Raw genomic sequence first — 18155 nt, 5'->3', positions numbered from 1 at the left:
CTTCATGGGTAAATCTCATCATCTTTAAACTTTTAAATACTTATTTTTGCAACAAATTACTCACATGCAAAATTATTTAGAATTCGATTTCAAGATCTCTCCACTTCAGCCTTGGAACGAAATATTAATGGCCGAGCTTATCGAAATAGGTTTCGACAGTTTCACAGAAGAAATTCATGGTATTTTAGGATATATTCAGAAAGAGCTTTTCAAAGAAGAAGAGCTGAAAGCATTGCCACTTTTTCAAAATGAAGAAGTGAAAATAGAATATACTTTCACCGAAATGCCAAATATTAACTGGAATGAAGAGTGGGAAAAGAATTTTGAACCGATTAATATCGATGATAAAGTATTGATCAGAGCAGAATTTCATGAATCTGTAGAAGGAATGCACGAAATTATCATTCAGCCTAAAATGTCTTTCGGAACAGGTCATCACCCAACAACGCATTTGATGATCCAGCAAATGATGGATATCGATTTTAAAGACAAGAAAGTTTTGGATATGGGTTGCGGAACTTCAGTTTTGGCGATTTACGCAAAACAAATCGGAGCCGGAGATACAAAAGCCATTGATATTGATGAATGGTCAGTTGAAAATTCAAAAGAAAATGCTGTAAGAAACGGTGTGGAATTGGATATAGAATTGGGAACTGCAGATAATTTAGGAAAAGAAAATTACGATATTATTTTAGCGAATATCAACAGAAATATTTTGATCTCAGATATTCCAACTTACGTTTCTGTATTAAATGAAGGTGGGAAATTATTACTTTCAGGTTTGTGTTTCTTCGATGTTGATGATATTTTGGAAGTTTGTAAAGAAAATAATTTAGAACTGAAAAAGAAATTACAGCGTGAAGAATGGGTAAGCTTATTGCTTGAAAAGTAAAATCTGTTATTATAATATTTTAATTTCAAGCTTAACCTCAACTTCAATCTAATTAATATGAAATCATTCATCACCGTTTTATTTTTATGCATTATTCAGTTTTTCTCAGCACAGGAAGAAGATTACGAATATGCAAACGGAGTTTTCCATTTTGAAGAAAATAAAACGCAGAAAATTTTTACCGATTTTACGAGAATCAGGCAGTCACCAAATGTGAATGCCCAAATTTTGGATTCCTTACAAACGAATCAGCAGATTTTGATCCTTAAACAAGATGAAACGATTTTGAAATTAGGCGAAAGAAGAGCCAATTGGTACAAAATATCTTACCAGAAAGGTGATAAAACATCAGAAGGCTACGTTTGGGGCGGAAATCTTTGTGTAGGTTACAGAACTAAAAACGGATATGATTTTCTTTTTGGTTTAACGAAAACCATTAATAAAAAAGACAAGGAATATCCTGAGATTGTGATCAAGCAAAATATTGCTGCCATTAAAATGGTTGAAGGAAATACATTGATTGATGAGGTTTCTTTCGATACCGGTTCAGCCGAAAGTCTGAGTTACGGAACGTTCAATATTGAGAGCAATCATAAGCTGAAAAATGTAGAATTTACTTTAAAAGCCATGGTTTCTGGTGAAGCTTGTGGAATTGCAAGTTATGACCAATATGTTTTGGTGAAAGATAAAAAAATGATTGCGCTTCCTCAATTGATGAACGTAGGTGATGCAGATGTTTATTACCACAGCGAACAATTTGTTTTTCCTAATGATAAAGGCGGAATTCCTGATGCTTTTATTTTTAAAATGGAAGAGATGGAAAAAGATGAGAAAGAGCGTGAAAAGAAGAAAAACGCCTCAAAAACCTATCTCTGGAATGGTGATTCTTATCGATTGAAATAATCTTAATTATAAATTTGAAAACCACTGTATTTTGCAGTGGTTTTTATTTTATCTAAACTGAATATTTGAGTACATGACAAAAAATAATATTTAATTTTAACCGCAAAAGCTACAAAAGAAATGATTGAAAAAGGAAAATTTCAAAAGAATGCAAAAGGTACAGTATCAATTTAGTATTAATTTTGCTAACTTTTGAATCACTTTTACCATCAAAAAATCTTTTGTTTCTTTTGCGGTTAAAAAATAGCATGTACTAAAATTGAAAATATAAAAAAGGTCCCAAGTCTGCTTTTCTTTTCTGAAAAGCCACTGAGACCAATATTTCTAAAAATGTTCAAGACCATTGGCTCCTAAAGCCATGTAAAGATTAATTCTCTCGATGCGTTGTTGCAGGTCGAGGTCGATGATGTTCATCTCTTTTTTTATAAGGTCTCTCTGCTTTTGGAGTAATATAAAACTATTATTGCTGCCGATTTTTATTTGTTTTTTCGTTAAATCAACATTCCTTTCCAGTGAAGAAATTGCCTGTTTCTGAAAAACATTTTGCTTTTCAATAGAACTGAGATTAGCTAATGCAGATTCTACTTCATTATAGGCCAAAAGCACTGATTTTGCATATTCTTCTATCACTTGTTTTTGCTTTGAAGTTTTTACTTCAACATTCTTTTTCAGTTTTCCTCCGTTGAAAATTGGGGTTGTCAATCCGCCGCCAACTTTTATCAAAGGATTGGAAAAAAGATTGCTGATAGCCCCTACATTGGTTTCTGCCGCACCAAAAGCTGCACTGATGTTGATGGAAGGCAATCTTGCCGCTTTTGCTTCCTGAACTTCATAAAAACTGGCTTCTATCTGAAATTGTTGCGCCATAATATCAGACCTTTTTTCTAAAAGACTTAAAGGGAAATTGATTGGAATTTCTTGTTTTAAAGCTGAAAACTCTGCATTAACTTTCAATAAACCTTCCGGATATCTTCCGCAAAGCATTTCTAAACTTCTTCGAGATTGTGAATTGGCATTTTTTACTTTTTCAAGATAAGAATTCAGCAAAATAATTTCACTTTCGATGTTGGATAGATCAATTTCATTGGCAGTTCCGACCTTATTTTGAACCAGATAAATCTTTTTCAAATCTTCGGTCATACCAATATACTGACTGATTTTTTGCTCTTGATATTGCCCTGCAATATTTAGATAGTAAGCTTTGGCTATCATTGCAGCAACCGATTGTTTCAACATTTTTTGTTGAAATGCCGCCGAATAAAATTGACTTACGCTCACCATTTCAGCCGATTTATTTTTTCCCCAAAGGTCGAGTTCCCAATTGGCTTTTAATTGTAAATTTCCAATGTGAGTTCCGCTTACAAGATTGTTGCTGGTATTTGCCAACGCATTTACACTTGGGTAAAGGTTACTTCCTGCAATATCCATCGACAATTCTATTTGATTCAGCTTTTCTTTAGAGATAATGATATCTGCGTTGTGGGCAAGTCCTTCCTTTACCAAAACTTCAAGCTCGGTTGTAATAAGCTCATTCATCCATTGATAAGAAAAATCGGGGTTGTCTGTTTCTTTATCTTGAATCCATTTATCAGGGATTTCGATGTTTGCCTTTATTTCACTGGTGTTTTTTAAAGCTTCTATTTTTTCAGGTGTTGCATTTTTATAGCCAATACAAGAGGTTAAAGTTAGTAACAGAACGCTTACAATACTTATTTTCTTTACCATTTTAATGAAGTTTTAGAATTAAGTAATTGACTTTACTGTTCACTCTCACCATCACTTTTCTGATTAAATGTAAAGGTTTAATGTTGTCAGAATAAATAACTGCTGTACCTCGCGCACCGACTGTTAATGGTTTTTCTTTTTCATCTAAAACAAATTTTGCAATCAATTTTCCGTCTGTTTCGGGCAATTGTCTTGCGGTATCCGGAATTCCTGCTGTTGTTCCGTTGCCACCAAACATTCCTCCTGCATTATTCATAATACCCTGGCTTGTTGCATCGATTACATATTCCAGTTTTGCTTTTACCACTTTTCCGGGTGAGGTTTTTAAAGCAAGTTCTACTTCATCGCCATTTTTTACGGCTTCCAATTCATTTTGAGAAAAGAATGCAATGATAGACTGCTGTTTTTGAATTAAAACAAAAGCAGATTTAAACGGTGCGATGATTGCTCCTTCGTTCAGCTGTACGTTGGGTATAAAGCCGTCTGTTGGCGCTAAAACAACAGTTTGAGAAAGATTCCATTTTGCTTGTTCTAATTTGGCTTTGATTTCCGAAAGTGAAGCGTTTTCTCCCTTGTAATTAGAGTTGTATTTGGTTTCTAAAGATGATTTCTGAGCCTGTGCTGCACTGATTCTTGATTGCAGATCCTGTGAAGTTGACATTGCCTGTTCCAAATCAAATTTATTGGCTGCACCTGCATTTACCAATTCCTGATATTGCTTTATTCTCTTGTTGCTTAAATCCAATTGAGATTGTAAACTCAAAATATTTTTACGAGAAGCATCAATATCTGAATTGTAAGATGAAACGGTAGATTTCATATTGCTCAATTGCGCTTCCAAAGATTTTATTTCTTGCTGATAAGGCAAAGGGTCAATAGTGAATAACGTATCTCCTTTTTTAACTTCCTGATTGGTTTTTACATATACCTTTTTTACTCTCCCTAAAGTTTGAGTCGTAATATCTACGCTTCGGTTACCTACTTTTACATCCGATGTAATAGGGCAGAAGTAATTCAGACTCAAAATAAGAGCAATAGACCCGAAAATTGGTAAGGAATAGACAACAACCTGCGTATTGAAATTCCAAGGAATTAATTTTAATTTTTTAATGAGAAGCCAGCAAATTCCGGCATATATTCCGATGAGTAATTCTAACATAATTTTTATTCTTAATGATTTTGTGTTTCTTTTGAAAGCGATTGGTTTTCTTCAATTAAAATTTCTTCTTTTCCGTTTGAAGAATCTAAATTTTCTGAATCTGAAGAAGGTGTTTTTTCTTTTTTGTAATCGTAGTTTGCCCATATTAAAGCAACCGGCCAAAGAAGACCGCCAAATACCAGTGAAAGCAAGCACATGCTTTTGATGGCGTTTAATTGTGGATGGTTTTTCTTTTCCGCCACTTTTTCAGGATAAATATGAACTTTCCAAAAAAGAAATATTCCGGCAAATGGTAAAATAAGCATGATAAGCCAAGATGCTGTATCTGCGATAGTATCTTCTAAAGTTCCTGTGGAAGCATACGATAGGCCGCAACACAGGAATACACACAGTATTGTAAGTAATTTTTGCATAGTAAAATAATTTGGGATAAAAATCCCGGCATATCAGTTAAGATAATACCGAGAATCATAAAGCATGATAAAAAACTAATTTTTAGTTCCGTATTCTTCGCGAAGTACACTGCGTAAGAAATCGGCATTTTCATGATAAGTGGTGATTTGCTGTGGACTTAAAATCTGGTCAAAAGCTTTATCGGCTTTCTTCAATGCTTTGTGTAGTTTGCGTTGAGCAGTGTTTTTACCTTTATTGTTATTTGCAGAAAAGTAGATATCTAGATCTTTTCTTACGTTTTCAACCACTTTCTGATTAATGTTGAAAATTGGTGTCAACTGGTCGTTGCTTAAATCTAGCATACGTGCCATAACCATTGTTCTGAAAGTAGCGGCTCTGGCGATTTTATTTTCCTGAAAAAGCTGGAACTGTGCAGGCGAAAGAATTTCCTGTAAGGCAAGGTTTCTTTCTTTTAAAATTTTTGCAAAACTTTCGAAATTTTCTTTCTGTGAAGAATTTTGAGCAAAACTTTTTTGGTCTAAATTTTCTACCGCAGCAGCAGCTTGTACATTGATTTGATAAATCTGTTGTGCCTGTAACGGGGTCATATTAAGAAATGACATTTCCTTAGTAATGTAAGTGCCAATTTTTTCTACTGGTTGAGTTTGGGCATTTACGGAGTTACTTGCTAACAGCATGAATAAGCTTACTGTAGCTATTCTTAGAATTTTTTTGTTCATTGTTTTTTTTGTTTTAAATCATACTTTTTGTACAATCGACTGTAATACAGGTTTTTGTACAGTGCAAAATTAAAACGAAGAAACTCTGAAAAACTATTCTTAAGTTATTTTTTCGGTGGCGGTTTTTTTTGTATGCGGGCTGTTAATCTGGATAAAGAATTGGGTGTAATTCCTAAAAAATTGGCAATATACTTACGGTTTGCATTCCTTGTAATGTAAGGACGATTTTTTAAGAAAACTTCATAGCGAGCGCTCGGAGAATCGCTGCACAATTGCTCTGTACGATTGCGTAAAGTACCGATGATCACTTTTAGAGATTTAATGTAAAATTGAAAAATGCCTTTATGCTGAAAAGCCAGTTCCTCGAACTGATCTTTTGGGAACAACAATAATTGAGTATCCACAAGCGCTTCAATCGTGTATTTTGTCTGCTTTTGGTCGTCATAATATTCCGGAATTCCGGCTATAATAGCGTGTTCTTTTTCTGAGGTAAAAAAAACATTATTTTCGGTACCATCATCCGAATCAAAATACCAACGCAATAAGCCAGTTGTAAGTACAAAAACATGGTCAAATAAATCGCCTGACTCAACCAATTTTGTTTTTTTTGAAAGAAATAGTGGTTTGCCAATTTTAGATAGGGCGTCACGCTCTTCATCGTTAAGCGGATGAAGGTAGTCTAAATTTTTTAATAGTTCCGACGGTGTTGCCATCTTTTTAAAGGTCTTAAATCAGAATATTAAAAATAAAGAAAAAAATTGATAAAGAAAAAAATGCTATTGCTATTTAGTTGAATATTTGTTGAAAGATTTTCGAAGAAACGATGTGGTAAAATATAGAGAGGTCATTAAAACAAAAAAACTCACAATGAAAATTGTGAGTTTTAAGTGAGCGCGTCAGGATTCGAACCTGAGACCGTCCCGATTAAGTCGGGATGCTTTATCCATTTGAATTTTTAATTAATTCAGAAATTTTAATTTTACTTTTCCACGATTTAATTTGTAACTCTCTTTTGTATGCAGAGCTTTTATCAGGGAATTCTTCAAAATAGACAATAATCCAGTCTTTGACTTTTGAAGTATGTCCTTTATGATTTGAAAGGTGTTTCCTCAATCTTTCCTGTAAGTCTTCACAAGAACTTGAACTTCCGACATAATACTTGTCAAGAGATTTAGAATAAAGTATGTAACAAAAACACATGGAACTAAAGTAAACAAAAAAACTCACAATAGAAATTGTGAGTTTTAAGTGAGCGCGAAAGGATTCGAACCTTTGACTGTCCCGATTAAATCGGGATGCTCTATCCAGCTGAATTTTTAATTAATTCAGAAATTTTAATTTTACTTTTCCACGATTTGATTTGTAACTCTCTTTTGTATGCAGAGCTTTTATCAGGGAATTCTTATAATCCAGTCTTTGATTTTTGAAGTATATCCTTTATGGTTTGAAAGATGCTTTCTTAGTCTTTCCTGTAAGTCTTCACATGAACTTCCAATATAATATTTGTCTAAAGATTTAGAGTAAAGTATGTAACAAAAACACATGAAACTAATTTACACAAAAAAACTCACAATTTTCATTGTGAGTTTTGTGTGAGCGCGTCAGGATTCGAACCTGAGACCGTCTGCTTAGAAGGCAGATGCTCTATCCAGCTGAGCTACGCACCCATTTGCAATTTTTAAGAAATTACTGAAAACTTTAAGTGAGTGTTTTCATCTTTGACCGTTCCGAAAATCGGAATGCTCTAAACTACGCTACACACTTATTAAATAGTTTTGAGAAAACTATTAAAACAGTCGGGGCGGCAGGATTCGAACCTGCGACCTCCTGGTCCCAAACCAGGCGCGATGACCGGACTACGCTACGCCCCGATTAAAGGTCATCTTTTAACAAGAATTACCTTGTTTTTTCTGGGTGCAAAGATAGGACATTTTTTCACAATTCAAAATTAAATATGTAATAATTTTTTGTGAATATTAAGTTTTTATTTTTTAATTACTCTTACGATGTTAATAATCATTGACTTATCTGGAAATAAAAAATTGAAAATAATTTTACAATTTCTCTTTAATAATAGGAGAGTTGCTCATTGTAAATTAGAAATTGAGAAAATAGAATTATGTTTTTTAGAACAAAATTAAGTTTGGTAATCTCACTAATGTTTAAAGTTCATGCAGTAGTCATGTCGTTTCAGATTAATATTATGGCAAATTTATATAAAATAACCAAGCTAATTTTGTAATATCAATTTTATAAAGCATTATGAGAAATAAAATAAGAAGGGATTTTTCTTACATCCTGTTGATAATAAATGTATTGGTTTTGGTTTTAGTATCCAGTAATTTGCGTTCTCCTATTACTTCTGTAGGTCCGGTTCTGAATCAAATTAGCAATTCGCTTCATTTAAATAATTTACAAAGCAGTATGCTTACCTCAATTCCGCTTCTGATGTTTGCAAGCTGTTCTGTTTTGGTGAGCAAGTTTTCACACCGTTTCAGCATCAACAGATTTTTATTATACGCATTGATTATTTTAAGTTTCGGGCTTTTTATGCGGGTATTTGGCTCAGTTTGGACTTTATTTACAGGGTCGATATTTATTGGCTTGGGAGTTTGTATCGGAAATGTCATTACACCTGGTTATATTAAAAATAATTTTCCGAAACAGATAGGCTTGATGACAGGTGTTTTTGCTGTTTCTATGAATCTTACCGCAGCTTTGGCTTCAGGATGCAGTGTAAGTCTTGGTGAATGGACAGGTTACGGATGGCGAGGTTCTTTAGGGATTTGGCTCGTAATTGCATTATTGGCATTATTTGTTGTGGTCTTAGAATTATTATTGAATAAATCCAAATCAAAACAAATAGGAAATTCGCTTGTTAAATCTGATTTTAATATGTTTAAATCTAAACAGGCTTGGAATATCAGTATTTTTATGGGACTTCAATCTTTAGTGTATTATTCATTAATCTCGTGGTTACCGGCAGTTCTTGGCGATTATGGAATGCAGGGAAACGAACCAGGCTGGATTTTATTTATCATACAGATTTCGATGATTCCAATCACTTTTGTAGGGCCAATTATTGCAAATAAAATGAAAGATCAAAAAGCGATGATTGTTTTTATTTTCATATTAATGTTAGCAAGTGTTTTGATGTTTGCGTGGCTGAAATCAGAATGGATTTATGTAACCGCAGTATTATTGGGTTTATCAAATGGTCTTTCATTTAGTTTATCGATTTTATTTTTCTCTTTACGAACAAAATCCAGTGCTAATGCGATTAAAATTTCAGGAATGGCACAATCTGTAGGGTATTTGATAGCAGCTTTCGGACCAGCTGTTTTTGGTAAATTACACGATTTTGATTCCTCCTGGAAGTTGTCGTTTTACTTTTTAGGACTTTCGATTACAACAATGTTTTATTTTGGAATGAAAGCTGCAAGAAGAAAATTTGTAGAAGATTAAATGATAAATTTTACAGCTGAAAAAAATGGGGAATTTTTCCAATATTTTTGCTAAATAATATTTGGTGAATTATTTTAGAAAAAATGATTTAGAAAAATATAAAAAGTTCATTAAAACACAAAACTCACAATTTCTATTGTGAGTTTTGTGTGAGCGCGAAAGGATTCAAACCTGAGACCGTCCCGATTAAATCGGGATGCTTCATCCATTTGAATATTTGTCGAAAGATTTTAGAAGAAACTATGTGGTAAAATATAATAAGGTCATTAAAACAAAAAAACTCACAATAAAAATTGTGAGTTTTAAGTGAGCGCGTCAGGATTCGAACCTGAGACCGTCTGCTTAGAAGGCAGATGCTCTATCCAGCTGAGCTACGCACCCATTGAATAGTTTTGAGAAAACTATTAAAACAGTCGTCCTGTCGGGACAATTTTCGAACCATTTTTTAAATGATTTGAAAAAATTAGCTCTTTCTCAAGATCTATAAAAATATCACGACAATTATATTTTAAAGGCTTTCTTTTATACAGAGAGCCTTGTCTCTATTCTTTTTTTGTGGTGCAAATGTAGTATTATTTAATAATAGCATGCAAACTTATTCTTATTTTTTTAATTTAAAAAAAGCAGTAAAGCCCAAAGCGGCTAATAAAGAATAGTTTACAAGAGTGAGAACTCTACCGGTAACGATTTAGTAATGGTGCTTACTGCACTCGCTTTCATTTGATTACCTTGTAAATCATTAATGCAAATCTACTAAATAATTGGGTAAGGTATATTATTACTTTACCCTTTTTTGCTCCCTATCCTTAAATAAAAATTCCCCCATAGGGGGTAATCTGTGATATTGGTTTCATTATTATTTCCAAATTTTGGCATGTTAACAATAGTTCCAGCTCTGAATAAATAGTGAGAACCTCTAAAAGACTATGCTATGGAAATCGTATTGAATAAAATATTAACGCAAATTCAGTATCAAGAAGATAAACTTTCTTCTCAAATGATGCAGATGCCGGAAGAGGCTTACCAAATGACTTTATTTCTAAAGGAGATGCTATGTGAAATAAAATTTCAAATCTTACGGGATGGGTTTGCAAATGAGCAACAAGAGATTGATTTTTTCAAGAACATTAAACCAAACATCTTAGGGAAGCTTATTTACTATAACAAAGTCTTCCGCATCGAAACAACCTGCCCCGTGAGCAATGGCAAAATACATCAAAGCTATTATGAAAATCTATTAAAAACTCTCAAATCAGAATATAAAGAAAGTATTTGCAATGAAGATTTTTACAGGTATTATCGTGCTGGCAGAACAGACCGTGACCACATTTATTTCAGGCTCGGACAAATCAACTATCATGATGGTTTAAAGAGTGCTGTATTTGAAATTGATCTCAGCTTTTCAACATATTTTGATAACAAGATAGCCCATATTGTGGCGAATGAGCTACTTTATACCTATGTGCTTACTAAAATCAATCCCGAAGAAAATCCCGATACAGTTTTGCAGAATTTGGATGCTAACAAGGATATTTCGTGGACAAATTCTCAAAATGCACTTATCGAACTGATATACGCCCTATATGCTTCAAATTCTATTGCCCACGGAAAAGTTGGCATCCGAAAATTAGCTTTGATTTTTCAGGTGTTATTCCGAACTCCCTTAAACGATATACATCACTCTTTCCACCGAATGAAAACCCGAAGTGGCTCCCGAACGGCATTTTTAGACCAGCTTAAAGCTTCATTAGAGGAATACATGGATAAAGACCTTTAACTACATCAACAGAGCAGTTTACAAGCAGTACACAAAATGTACTGCTATTTCTTTGCCCATATCTGCCAATTGGCAAACAGTACCAAAACGCTAATCCAGAATATCTCAAATGCTTCAAAACTCTTATTAGACAAGTGTTTTCTGAGATTGTGAAAATTTTCAAAAAATCGTCAAACCAATGGGTAAAGGTTGGCAGACAAACACTACCACCTTTCACAATTTTGCATAGTGAACTTTAAATACTGTGCAATGAAAATAATAACTATTGAAGAGGAAGCATGGCAACAGCTCAACAGCCGTATCAGCGCCATTGCAGACTATCTAAAAAGACAGGAAGACAAAAGTTATGATGACCTGTGGCTTAATAACCACGAGATATGCCAATACCTGCACATCAGCGAGAAAACCTTATGGCGAATGCGAACCAGAGGTGAGATAGCTTATTCAAAAATGTATGGTCAGTATTTCTACACCATTGGAGCAATTAAGGATTTGCTTAATACCAATGCCATACAGAGTAGTGAGGAGTATGTGCAAGAGCTTATGGTAAAAGGTAAAAGTTATATCGAAAAAGGCAGAAAGCTAAAGGCAGATAAAAAACAGGTATGAACCCTTAAAAGTATTGTCCTATGAATATTGACAGAATGGAATTTTTGGCTTGGATGGATCGGCTGATGGGTCGCCTCGATATGTTGGGTGACAATATAGACGAGTTGCAAAAGAAACGCAATAGTATAGACGGTGAAGAGCTGCTCGATAATCAGGATTTACTTCAAATGCTGAAAATTAGCAATCGTTCCCTGCAACGGTATCGCTCCATTGGGAAACTTCCTTATTACACAATAAGCGGAAAACTGTATTATAAGTTGTCCGATGTGCATCAGTTTATCCGGGAAAGTTTTAATCCTCCTACAACTAAACTGAACGCCAGTAAGTGACAAACACTGCCTTTGAATGCCAATTAGTGCAATGCAGTGAACACTTACTTTACTTTCAACATCGAATTTTAAAATTTTTCAGATTATGAGCGAAGAAACCACAAACAAACAGGATATGCCCGAACAGCTTTCGGACATATTGCTGGTGCTGGATAAAGAAAAAATGAAAATCCAAGCCGTAAAAAGCATCGACGAAAACGGGAAAATGGAAACCGTTGATCCTACAAAGAAAAACCAAAACCAATTTATGCGTATAGATAAAAGTGGTGATTTCTTTTCCAACTTCTTTTCCAATTTTTTCAGCCAGTTAAAGAACCCTACAAACTTCACTTTCTTCAAAGTGCCAGCACCTGTTGCTGTTGAAAAAGCACAAGAAATGCAAAAACAAGTGGATAAGCCAACTCCAGAAGGTGAAAAAGTGATGGAAGAACACGAAGTAAAAGCACAACCATCACAGGATAAAAAACAAGAAAATAAAAATGATATGGCAACAACACAAACAACAACATCGGAAACCAGCGAATACCGCTACAAACCAGAACAGATTGATTGGGACACTATGACCAATCTTGGATTAAGCAAAGAATACCTTGAAAAAAGAAACCTACTTGACCCTTTATTGAAAGGTTATAAAACCAATGAGCTCGTACCGATTGGTGTTAACCTCGGTGGTACTATCCTCCGAACGGATGCCCGCTTGTCTTTACAGCAAGCAGAAGACGGGAAAGTTGTCGTGGCAATACACGGGATAAAAAAAGAACCTAATCTGCATTTTGAATTTTTCGGACATAAGTTTACGGATGAGGACAAGAAAAACCTGCTCGAAACGGGCAATATGGGGCGTGTGGTTAATCTGGTTAATTCAAAAACAGGCGACCTAATGCCGTCCATTATCAGTATAGATAGGTTGACAAACGATGTAATTGCATTACGAACGGATTTCATAAAAATTCCCGATGAAATTAAGGGCGTAAAACTGAATGATGTACAAAAACAGACTTTAATGGAGGGTAATCCGCTAAAGTTAGAGGGTATGATTTCCACGAAAGGAACAGAATTTTCAGCAACGGTACAGTTCAATGCAGACAAACGTTATGTGGAGTTTCTTTTTGACCGTAATAATTCCAATAGACAAACGCAAAGCAATGGACAGAACAGTCAACGAACCAACCAGCAAAGTCAGCCGCAGGAAGCTCCAAAAACATTCAGAGGTAAAGAATTGACTGATGAGCAACATAAGGATTTTAAAGCTGGTCAAACCGTTTACATTGACGGATTGAAAGATAAAAAAGGGCAACCGTATCAAGGTTATATCACTTTCAATGCAGAAACTGGAAAAACGAACTTCCAATTTCCAAGCCAGGTTAAGGCACAGGTAAAACCTACCGAAGCTCATAAAACGCAAACTGCCGTTAATTCGGAAGGCAAGACCAACGAAGCAACCAAAAACATCAACGAGCCTTTGAAGTCGGGGCAACAAAACCCAAAAAACAAACAGCAGCAGGAACAACAGGAAAAGCCCAAAGCTCCTACAAAGTCCAAAGGCGTAAAAAGGTAATCAATTATGAAAACAATTATTGCAGAAAAACCAAGTGTAGCAAGAGAAATAGCTGGACTTGTGGGTGCATCTGATAAAAAGGACGGCTACCTTACAGGTAACGGCTATTTTGTTACGTGGGCATTCGGACATCTTATAGGATTGGGAATGCCCGAAGATTATGGGATCTCGGGATTTGATAAAGCATCCCTACCCATATTACCCAACCCGTTTTTATTAACCGTTCGCAAGGTTAAAAAAGATAAAGGCTATACCGCTGATACAGGAGCATTAAAGCAACTGAAAGTTATCGAACAGCTTTTTAATCGTAGTCACAGCATTATTGTCGCTACCGATGCAGGACGTGAGGGCGAACTGATATTTCGCTATATCTACGAATACCTCAAATGCAACAAACCTTTTGAACGTCTTTGGATAAGCTCACTTACCGAAAAGGCAATAAAGCAAGGTTTTGATAACCTGAAAGACGGGACAGCATTTGACGGCTTGTATCAGGCGGCACAAGGCAGAAGTCGTGCCGATTGGCTCGTAGGTATCAATGCTACACAGGCACTTTCCATAGCCGTCGACAATGGCATCTATTCGCTTGGAAGAGTACAGACACCAACACTGGCCTTGATATGCAAACGCTATTTGGAAAACAAAAATTTCTCGATAATGAAATATTGGCAGATACAGCTATTACATAATAAGGATCTAATAGACTTTAAAAGTCTTTCCAAATCTAAATGGGAAGACCAAAAACTCGCCGATGATACGCTGAAAACCATTCAGCGAAGCGAAACTGCAACAGTTATATCGGTCGAAACCAAAAGCGTTACAGAACAACCGCCTTTATTGTTCGACCTGACTGGCTTGCAAAAGGAAGCCAACAAAAAGCTGAACCTTTCTGCCGAAGAAACTCTCAATATTGCTCAAAGTCTTTACGAAAAGAAGTTTATCACTTATCCACGTACTGGAAGCAAATACATTCCTGAAGATATGTGGGCAGAAATTCCCAAACTAGTGAGGGCTTTACAGGACAGGGAAACCTGTAAACAAGGCGTGTCAAAAATGAAATGGGGGCGTTTCAGTAAACGTATTGTGAACGATTTACGTGTTACCGATCACCACGGATTATTAATTACAGACAAAATCCCGTCAGCACTGAACGCAAAGGAAAATGCTGTTTACGATATGATTGCGTTTCGATTGCTGGAAGCCCTTTCACAAGCTTGTATCAAAGAGATAACTGATGTGGCTTTACAAGTATTGCATTATGATTTTATCGTAAAAGGTAGTAAAGTTACGGAAGCTGGTTGGCGTTCGATTAAGGGAAGTTTTACGGACGATGATACCGAACCTATACAAGATTTGCCTGAACTGAAAAAGGGTAATAAACTCAAAATAAAAGAAGCCTCTGTTTTGGAAAAGAAAACCAAACCACCTGTGCTTTATACCGAAGCAGGGCTTTTGTCGGCTATGGAAAGCGCAGGAAAGGAAATCGAAAATGAAGACGAACGGAAAGCCCTGCAAAATATAGGTATCGGTACTCCGGCTACCAGAGCTGCAATAATCGAAACATTGTTTACTCGTAACTATATCCAACGAGAAAAGAAATCTTTAATCCCCACCGAAAAGGGATTACAGGTATATGAGTTGGTCAAAGACCGAAAAATTGCGGACGTTGCAATGACTGCCGAATGGGAACTCACATTGCAGAAAATCGAAGATAACGAAGCCGATGCAGGAACATTTCAAAGCGAAATGGAAGCTTTCGCTTCATCTATTACCAATGAATTGCTGCAAACTTCCATTGCCCAAAACAACCTGCCTAAATTGGTTTGTCCAAAATGCAAAAGCCAGCAACTCATTATCCGTGATAAAATCGTGAAATGTCCCGATGAAGTTTGTGGCTGGGTACAGTTTCGCAATGTGTGCGGCGTACAAATAGGCATAGTAGATATTGAAAGCCTAGTCAGTAAAGGAAAAACTTCACTCATCAAAGGAATGAAAAGCAAAGCAGGAAAAAAATTCGATGCTTATATCGTGTTGAATGAGGATTGCAAAACCTCTTTTGAATTTGAAAAAACAAAAGTTACAAGAAGTAATGGAAAATAGACCTGCCATTAGCCTAATGGAAATTAAGAACCTGATTTATACCATACGTGGCAAGCAAGTGATGTTGGATAGCGACCTTGCTTCATTATACCAAGTGGAAACAAAAAACCTCAACAAAGCTGTAAAGAGAAACATTGAGCGATTTCCTGTCTCTTTTTGCTTTCAACTGACCGAAGAGGAAGTTGAAAACTTGAGGTTCCAAATTGGAACCTCAAGTTTAAATTACGGCGGAAGGCGTTATTTGCCTCATGTTTTTACTGAACAAGGGGTCGCAATGGCTTCCGCTATACTCCGTTCAGATATAGCAGTTAAAGTCAGTGTTGAAATTATGGAAGCCTTTGTGGAAATGCGTAGAATGCTTATCAGCAATGCCGCTTTGTTTCATCGTTTGGATAGTATTGAATTGAAGCAACTGGAAGCCGACCAAAAATTTGAAGAAATTTTTAAGGCTATGGAAAGCGACAAGCTCCACAGCGAAAAAGGCATTTTCTACAATGGGCAGATTTTTGATGCCTATACCTTTGTTTCTGATATTATTCGCAATGCCAAAAGTTCTATTATCCTGCTTGATAATTATGTGGATGATACGGTACTAACCATATTAGGCAAGCGAAACAGCAGTGTAACCGCTACTATCTACACCAAAAGCATCAGCAGTCAATTACGGTTAGACTTACAACGCTACAATAGCCAATATCCTCCAGTAGATATTAAGCTTTTTTCCGATGCCCACGACCGTTTTTTGATTATTGATAATTCAGAACTCTACCACATCGGGGCGTCACTCAAAGATCTAGGCAAGAAATGGTTTGCTTTTTCGAGGATGGATATTGAAGTCGGTAGGATGCTTAGGTTACTTGAAAACATTTAATAGTATTAAATCAATTAATGCATCTCAAAAGCTACATTAGTACCTAATCTTTCAGCCCATTGTTGTAGTAATTTATATGCTATATTTTGTACTATTGGAAGTTTGCTAATTACGTTTTCTACATATTGTACATCTACTGTTACCCCACCGTGTGCAATCTTATTTCTAATATCGTTATTGTCATTAACCCATCTATCATCTCCATTTATATATTCCCAGTCTGCACATTCACCCCAAAGCGTAATAAAGCAATCCCATATTTTGTTTATTATTCCTTGCCTAGTTCTCTCATTGTCATTGCAATAACCGTCTGCAACAACACTTATTGCATTCCAAAATGCTAAAAACTTGTCAAAAGGGTCATCAGTGTATAAGCCCTTTCGATACCAACTGAATGCTCTTAATAACTTATTTTGGTTGAGATTTAAGTCACGGGCAACTCTAAAACAGAGCATAAACTCTTCACGATTTATTACAGCCCTAACATTGTTGCCATTTTCAATTTGCCGATATTCATTTAAACTAACATTGAGTGGTGAATTTGTTCTAAGTGATAAAATATCCAGCATTTTTCCTATAAAAAGTAATGCTACTTTGTAGGCTCTGTCTTGGTCTGCTGTATATACAGTAGAAGAAATCAAAAAACCTTGTTTATGGGGTCTTATAGAAATATCACTACGAAAAACATTACCTAAGTCAAGTTCCTTTTCGGTACTAAAATCTATCGCTCTTTTTACAGCAACTTGCCCATAAACTAATAATTCAACGTTATATATTCTCATTACTCTTTGTTAGTTGATGTTGTTCTTGTAAAATGATTGTATCCAAAAATGGTAGTATCTTACTAAAGGGTTTTACAAATACTGATTTAGTACCCTCATTTATTGAGCATAATACACCTACACATTTGCCATCTTGATTTATAACTGGAGAGCCACTTAATCCTGCCCAATTTTCATAATCAGAAATCTCTTTATCAGTATTTAATAAGAGATAGTCCCCATAAGAATTTATGTACTTAAGGTTATTTTTAAATGTAATATCACGATGAAGAAATAGTCCTTTAAAGTTAGGTTTAATCTTTCCATATATAAAATATGTATCTTTTCCAGACGGTTCAACAATATGTTCTTCGAGAAATTCAAACTTTTGTTGATTTTGAGAAACAATAAGATTTTCATCTTGGTCTGGTATATTTTCATCTGTAAAAAATGGAGCTTCAAACTTCTCTCTGTCTACCATACTTATTGCTACATCAACTAATTGAATATTTAAATTATTTTTAGAAATATCGAAACTCTCCATATAATAAAACCCACCTACTGGGGTAATTATCGTTGAAAAGTTATTTCTGTCACTTATATTGTTGAATATCCCAACATAATTATCAACACCAGTTCTCTCATTAATTTGATGGTCTTCAATATGAATATTATGGTCTGCTGTAATGAAAAATAATTTGTCTTTGAAATTCATAAAGAACCCTGAACCAAATGCTAAAGGATTACTTTGAAATGTGGGTTCTTTTGAAATAACTATTTGATAGGTTGTTTTAACCAATATCTCTGTAAGCGAAAATTCCCGTTCTATTAAATTATTTATTTAGTAAAAATAGAAAATTATTCTAATCTAAC

The 18155-nt window shown here is 35.1% G+C and carries 18 protein-coding genes and 3 tRNA genes; 9 read left to right on the top strand and 12 right to left on the bottom strand.

The window, feature by feature from the left end:
• The first annotated feature begins 64 nt into the window (after positions 1–64).
• Both prmA and BUR17_RS07350 read left to right on the top strand, forming a co-directional pair.
• Positions 65–892: a 50S ribosomal protein L11 methyltransferase gene (gene prmA / locus BUR17_RS07355; RefSeq protein WP_074229661.1), complete on the top strand. Its 828-nt coding sequence runs from the start codon at positions 65–67 to the stop codon at positions 890–892.
• A gap of 57 nt (positions 893–949) precedes the next feature.
• Positions 950–1795, top strand: coding sequence for an SH3 domain-containing protein (locus tag BUR17_RS07350; RefSeq protein ID WP_074229660.1), 846 nt, complete (start codon positions 950–952; stop codon positions 1793–1795).
• 324 nt (positions 1796–2119) lie between these two features.
• Here the strand turns inward: BUR17_RS07350 and BUR17_RS07345 are convergent, their stop codons facing one another.
• The 9 genes from BUR17_RS07345 to BUR17_RS07305 form a co-directional block, all read right to left on the bottom strand.
• Entirely contained in the window at positions 2120–3520 is a 1401-nt protein-coding gene (locus BUR17_RS07345; RefSeq protein ID WP_074229659.1) for a TolC family protein, read from the bottom strand.
• Position 3521: 1 nt separating this feature from the next.
• Positions 3522–4679, bottom strand: a complete 1158-nt coding sequence (locus BUR17_RS07340) for an HlyD family secretion protein (protein ID WP_074229658.1) — start codon at positions 4677–4679, stop codon at positions 3522–3524.
• 11 nt (positions 4680–4690) lie between these two features.
• A complete protein-coding gene (locus tag BUR17_RS07335) occupies positions 4691–5092 on the bottom strand; it encodes a DUF3302 domain-containing protein (RefSeq protein WP_084550444.1) in 402 nt (133 codons plus the stop codon).
• Between the two features lie 75 nt (positions 5093–5167).
• A complete protein-coding gene (locus BUR17_RS07330) occupies positions 5168–5812 on the bottom strand; it encodes a hypothetical protein (RefSeq protein WP_074229657.1) in 645 nt (214 codons plus the stop codon).
• A gap of 104 nt (positions 5813–5916) precedes the next feature.
• On the bottom strand, positions 5917–6525 hold the full coding sequence (locus BUR17_RS07325; RefSeq protein WP_074229656.1) for a Crp/Fnr family transcriptional regulator: 609 nt from the start codon (positions 6523–6525) through the stop codon (positions 5917–5919).
• 226 nt (positions 6526–6751) lie between these two features.
• Positions 6752–7012, bottom strand: coding sequence for a GIY-YIG nuclease family protein (locus BUR17_RS07320; protein ID WP_074229655.1), 261 nt, complete (start codon positions 7010–7012; stop codon positions 6752–6754).
• A 191-nt stretch (positions 7013–7203) separates the two neighbouring features.
• On the bottom strand, positions 7204–7356 hold the full coding sequence (locus BUR17_RS20975; RefSeq protein WP_228418627.1) for a GIY-YIG nuclease family protein: 153 nt from the start codon (positions 7354–7356) through the stop codon (positions 7204–7206).
• 49 nt (positions 7357–7405) lie between these two features.
• Positions 7406–7479: transfer RNA gene (locus BUR17_RS07310), tRNA-Arg, on the bottom strand.
• A 129-nt stretch (positions 7480–7608) separates the two neighbouring features.
• A tRNA-Pro gene (locus tag BUR17_RS07305) sits at positions 7609–7683 on the bottom strand.
• A 391-nt stretch (positions 7684–8074) separates the two neighbouring features.
• Between BUR17_RS07305 and BUR17_RS07300 the strand changes: the two genes are divergently transcribed.
• A complete protein-coding gene (locus tag BUR17_RS07300) occupies positions 8075–9277 on the top strand; it encodes a CynX/NimT family MFS transporter (RefSeq protein WP_074229654.1) in 1203 nt (400 codons plus the stop codon).
• A gap of 307 nt (positions 9278–9584) precedes the next feature.
• Here the strand turns inward: BUR17_RS07300 and BUR17_RS07295 are convergent.
• Positions 9585–9658, bottom strand: a tRNA-Arg gene (locus BUR17_RS07295).
• Positions 9659–10208: 550 nt separating this feature from the next.
• On the opposite strand from BUR17_RS07295, the gene BUR17_RS07290 reads away from it, so the two are divergent.
• The 6 genes from BUR17_RS07290 (at position 10209) to BUR17_RS07265 (ending at position 16521) form a co-directional block, all read left to right on the top strand.
• Positions 10209–11054 (top strand): RteC domain-containing protein, encoded by an 846-nt coding sequence (locus BUR17_RS07290; RefSeq protein ID WP_074229653.1) that lies wholly within the window; start codon positions 10209–10211, stop codon positions 11052–11054.
• Between the two features lie 249 nt (positions 11055–11303).
• Entirely contained in the window at positions 11304–11663 is a 360-nt protein-coding gene (locus BUR17_RS07285) for a helix-turn-helix domain-containing protein (RefSeq protein WP_074229652.1), read from the top strand.
• A 20-nt stretch (positions 11664–11683) separates the two neighbouring features.
• Positions 11684–11992, top strand: coding sequence for a helix-turn-helix domain-containing protein (locus tag BUR17_RS07280; protein ID WP_045497647.1), 309 nt, complete (start codon positions 11684–11686; stop codon positions 11990–11992).
• Between the two features lie 85 nt (positions 11993–12077).
• The gene (locus BUR17_RS07275) at positions 12078–13550 is read left to right on the top strand and encodes a DUF3945 domain-containing protein (RefSeq protein ID WP_074229651.1); all 1473 of its coding nucleotides are present in this window, start codon (positions 12078–12080) and stop codon (positions 13548–13550) included.
• 6 nt (positions 13551–13556) lie between these two features.
• Positions 13557–15650 (top strand): type IA DNA topoisomerase, encoded by a 2094-nt coding sequence (locus BUR17_RS07270; RefSeq protein WP_074229650.1) that lies wholly within the window; start codon positions 13557–13559, stop codon positions 15648–15650.
• Positions 15640–16521: an ORF6N domain-containing protein gene (locus tag BUR17_RS07265; protein ID WP_074230254.1), complete on the top strand. Its 882-nt coding sequence runs from the start codon at positions 15640–15642 to the stop codon at positions 16519–16521. Before BUR17_RS07270 ends, BUR17_RS07265 begins: the two co-directional genes overlap by 11 nt.
• 14 nt (positions 16522–16535) lie before the next feature.
• Here the strand turns inward: BUR17_RS07265 and BUR17_RS07260 are convergent, their stop codons facing one another.
• Together BUR17_RS07260 and BUR17_RS07255 are read right to left on the bottom strand one after the other, a co-directional pair.
• Complete coding sequence (locus BUR17_RS07260) at positions 16536–17303, bottom strand: methylamine utilization protein MauJ (RefSeq protein ID WP_074229649.1); 768 nt, start codon at positions 17301–17303, stop codon at positions 16536–16538.
• Positions 17290–18081: a hypothetical protein gene (locus tag BUR17_RS07255; protein ID WP_074229648.1), complete on the bottom strand. Its 792-nt coding sequence runs from the start codon at positions 18079–18081 to the stop codon at positions 17290–17292. Before BUR17_RS07255 ends, BUR17_RS07260 begins: the two co-directional genes overlap by 14 nt.
• Positions 18082–18155 lie beyond the last annotated feature (74 nt).

The sequence above is a fragment of the Chryseobacterium scophthalmum genome (assembly GCF_900143185.1).
Lineage (GTDB): Bacteria > Bacteroidota > Bacteroidia > Flavobacteriales > Weeksellaceae > Chryseobacterium > Chryseobacterium scophthalmum.
Note: the sequence above shows the minus strand (reverse complement) of the source record. Positions and strands in the feature narration are given on the sequence as shown.

What these genes read in the sequence shown, in the direction of transcription:
- prmA (WP_074229661.1), top strand. Translation starts at nt 65, where the DNA reads ATGCAAAATTATTTAGAATTCGATTTCAAGATCTCTCCACTTCAGCCT.
- BUR17_RS07350 (WP_074229660.1), top strand. Translation starts at nt 950, where the DNA reads ATGAAATCATTCATCACCGTTTTATTTTTATGCATTATTCAGTTTTTC.
- BUR17_RS07345 (WP_074229659.1), bottom strand. Translation starts at nt 3,520, where the DNA reads ATGGTAAAGAAAATAAGTATTGTAAGCGTTCTGTTACTAACTTTAACC.
- BUR17_RS07340 (WP_074229658.1), bottom strand. Translation starts at nt 4,679, where the DNA reads ATGTTAGAATTACTCATCGGAATATATGCCGGAATTTGCTGGCTTCTC.
- BUR17_RS07335 (WP_084550444.1), bottom strand. Translation starts at nt 5,092, where the DNA reads ATGCAAAAATTACTTACAATACTGTGTGTATTCCTGTGTTGCGGCCTA.
- BUR17_RS07330 (WP_074229657.1), bottom strand. Translation starts at nt 5,812, where the DNA reads ATGAACAAAAAAATTCTAAGAATAGCTACAGTAAGCTTATTCATGCTG.
- BUR17_RS07325 (WP_074229656.1), bottom strand. Translation starts at nt 6,525, where the DNA reads ATGGCAACACCGTCGGAACTATTAAAAAATTTAGACTACCTTCATCCG.
- BUR17_RS07320 (WP_074229655.1), bottom strand. Translation starts at nt 7,012, where the DNA reads ATGTGTTTTTGTTACATACTTTATTCTAAATCTCTTGACAAGTATTAT.
- BUR17_RS20975 (WP_228418627.1), bottom strand. Translation starts at nt 7,356, where the DNA reads ATGTGTTTTTGTTACATACTTTACTCTAAATCTTTAGACAAATATTAT.
- BUR17_RS07300 (WP_074229654.1), top strand. Translation starts at nt 8,075, where the DNA reads ATGAGAAATAAAATAAGAAGGGATTTTTCTTACATCCTGTTGATAATA.
- BUR17_RS07290 (WP_074229653.1), top strand. Translation starts at nt 10,209, where the DNA reads ATGGAAATCGTATTGAATAAAATATTAACGCAAATTCAGTATCAAGAA.
- BUR17_RS07285 (WP_074229652.1), top strand. Translation starts at nt 11,304, where the DNA reads ATGAAAATAATAACTATTGAAGAGGAAGCATGGCAACAGCTCAACAGC.
- BUR17_RS07280 (WP_045497647.1), top strand. Translation starts at nt 11,684, where the DNA reads ATGAATATTGACAGAATGGAATTTTTGGCTTGGATGGATCGGCTGATG.
- BUR17_RS07275 (WP_074229651.1), top strand. Translation starts at nt 12,078, where the DNA reads ATGAGCGAAGAAACCACAAACAAACAGGATATGCCCGAACAGCTTTCG.
- BUR17_RS07270 (WP_074229650.1), top strand. Translation starts at nt 13,557, where the DNA reads ATGAAAACAATTATTGCAGAAAAACCAAGTGTAGCAAGAGAAATAGCT.
- BUR17_RS07265 (WP_074230254.1), top strand. Translation starts at nt 15,640, where the DNA reads ATGGAAAATAGACCTGCCATTAGCCTAATGGAAATTAAGAACCTGATT.
- BUR17_RS07260 (WP_074229649.1), bottom strand. Translation starts at nt 17,303, where the DNA reads ATGAGAATATATAACGTTGAATTATTAGTTTATGGGCAAGTTGCTGTA.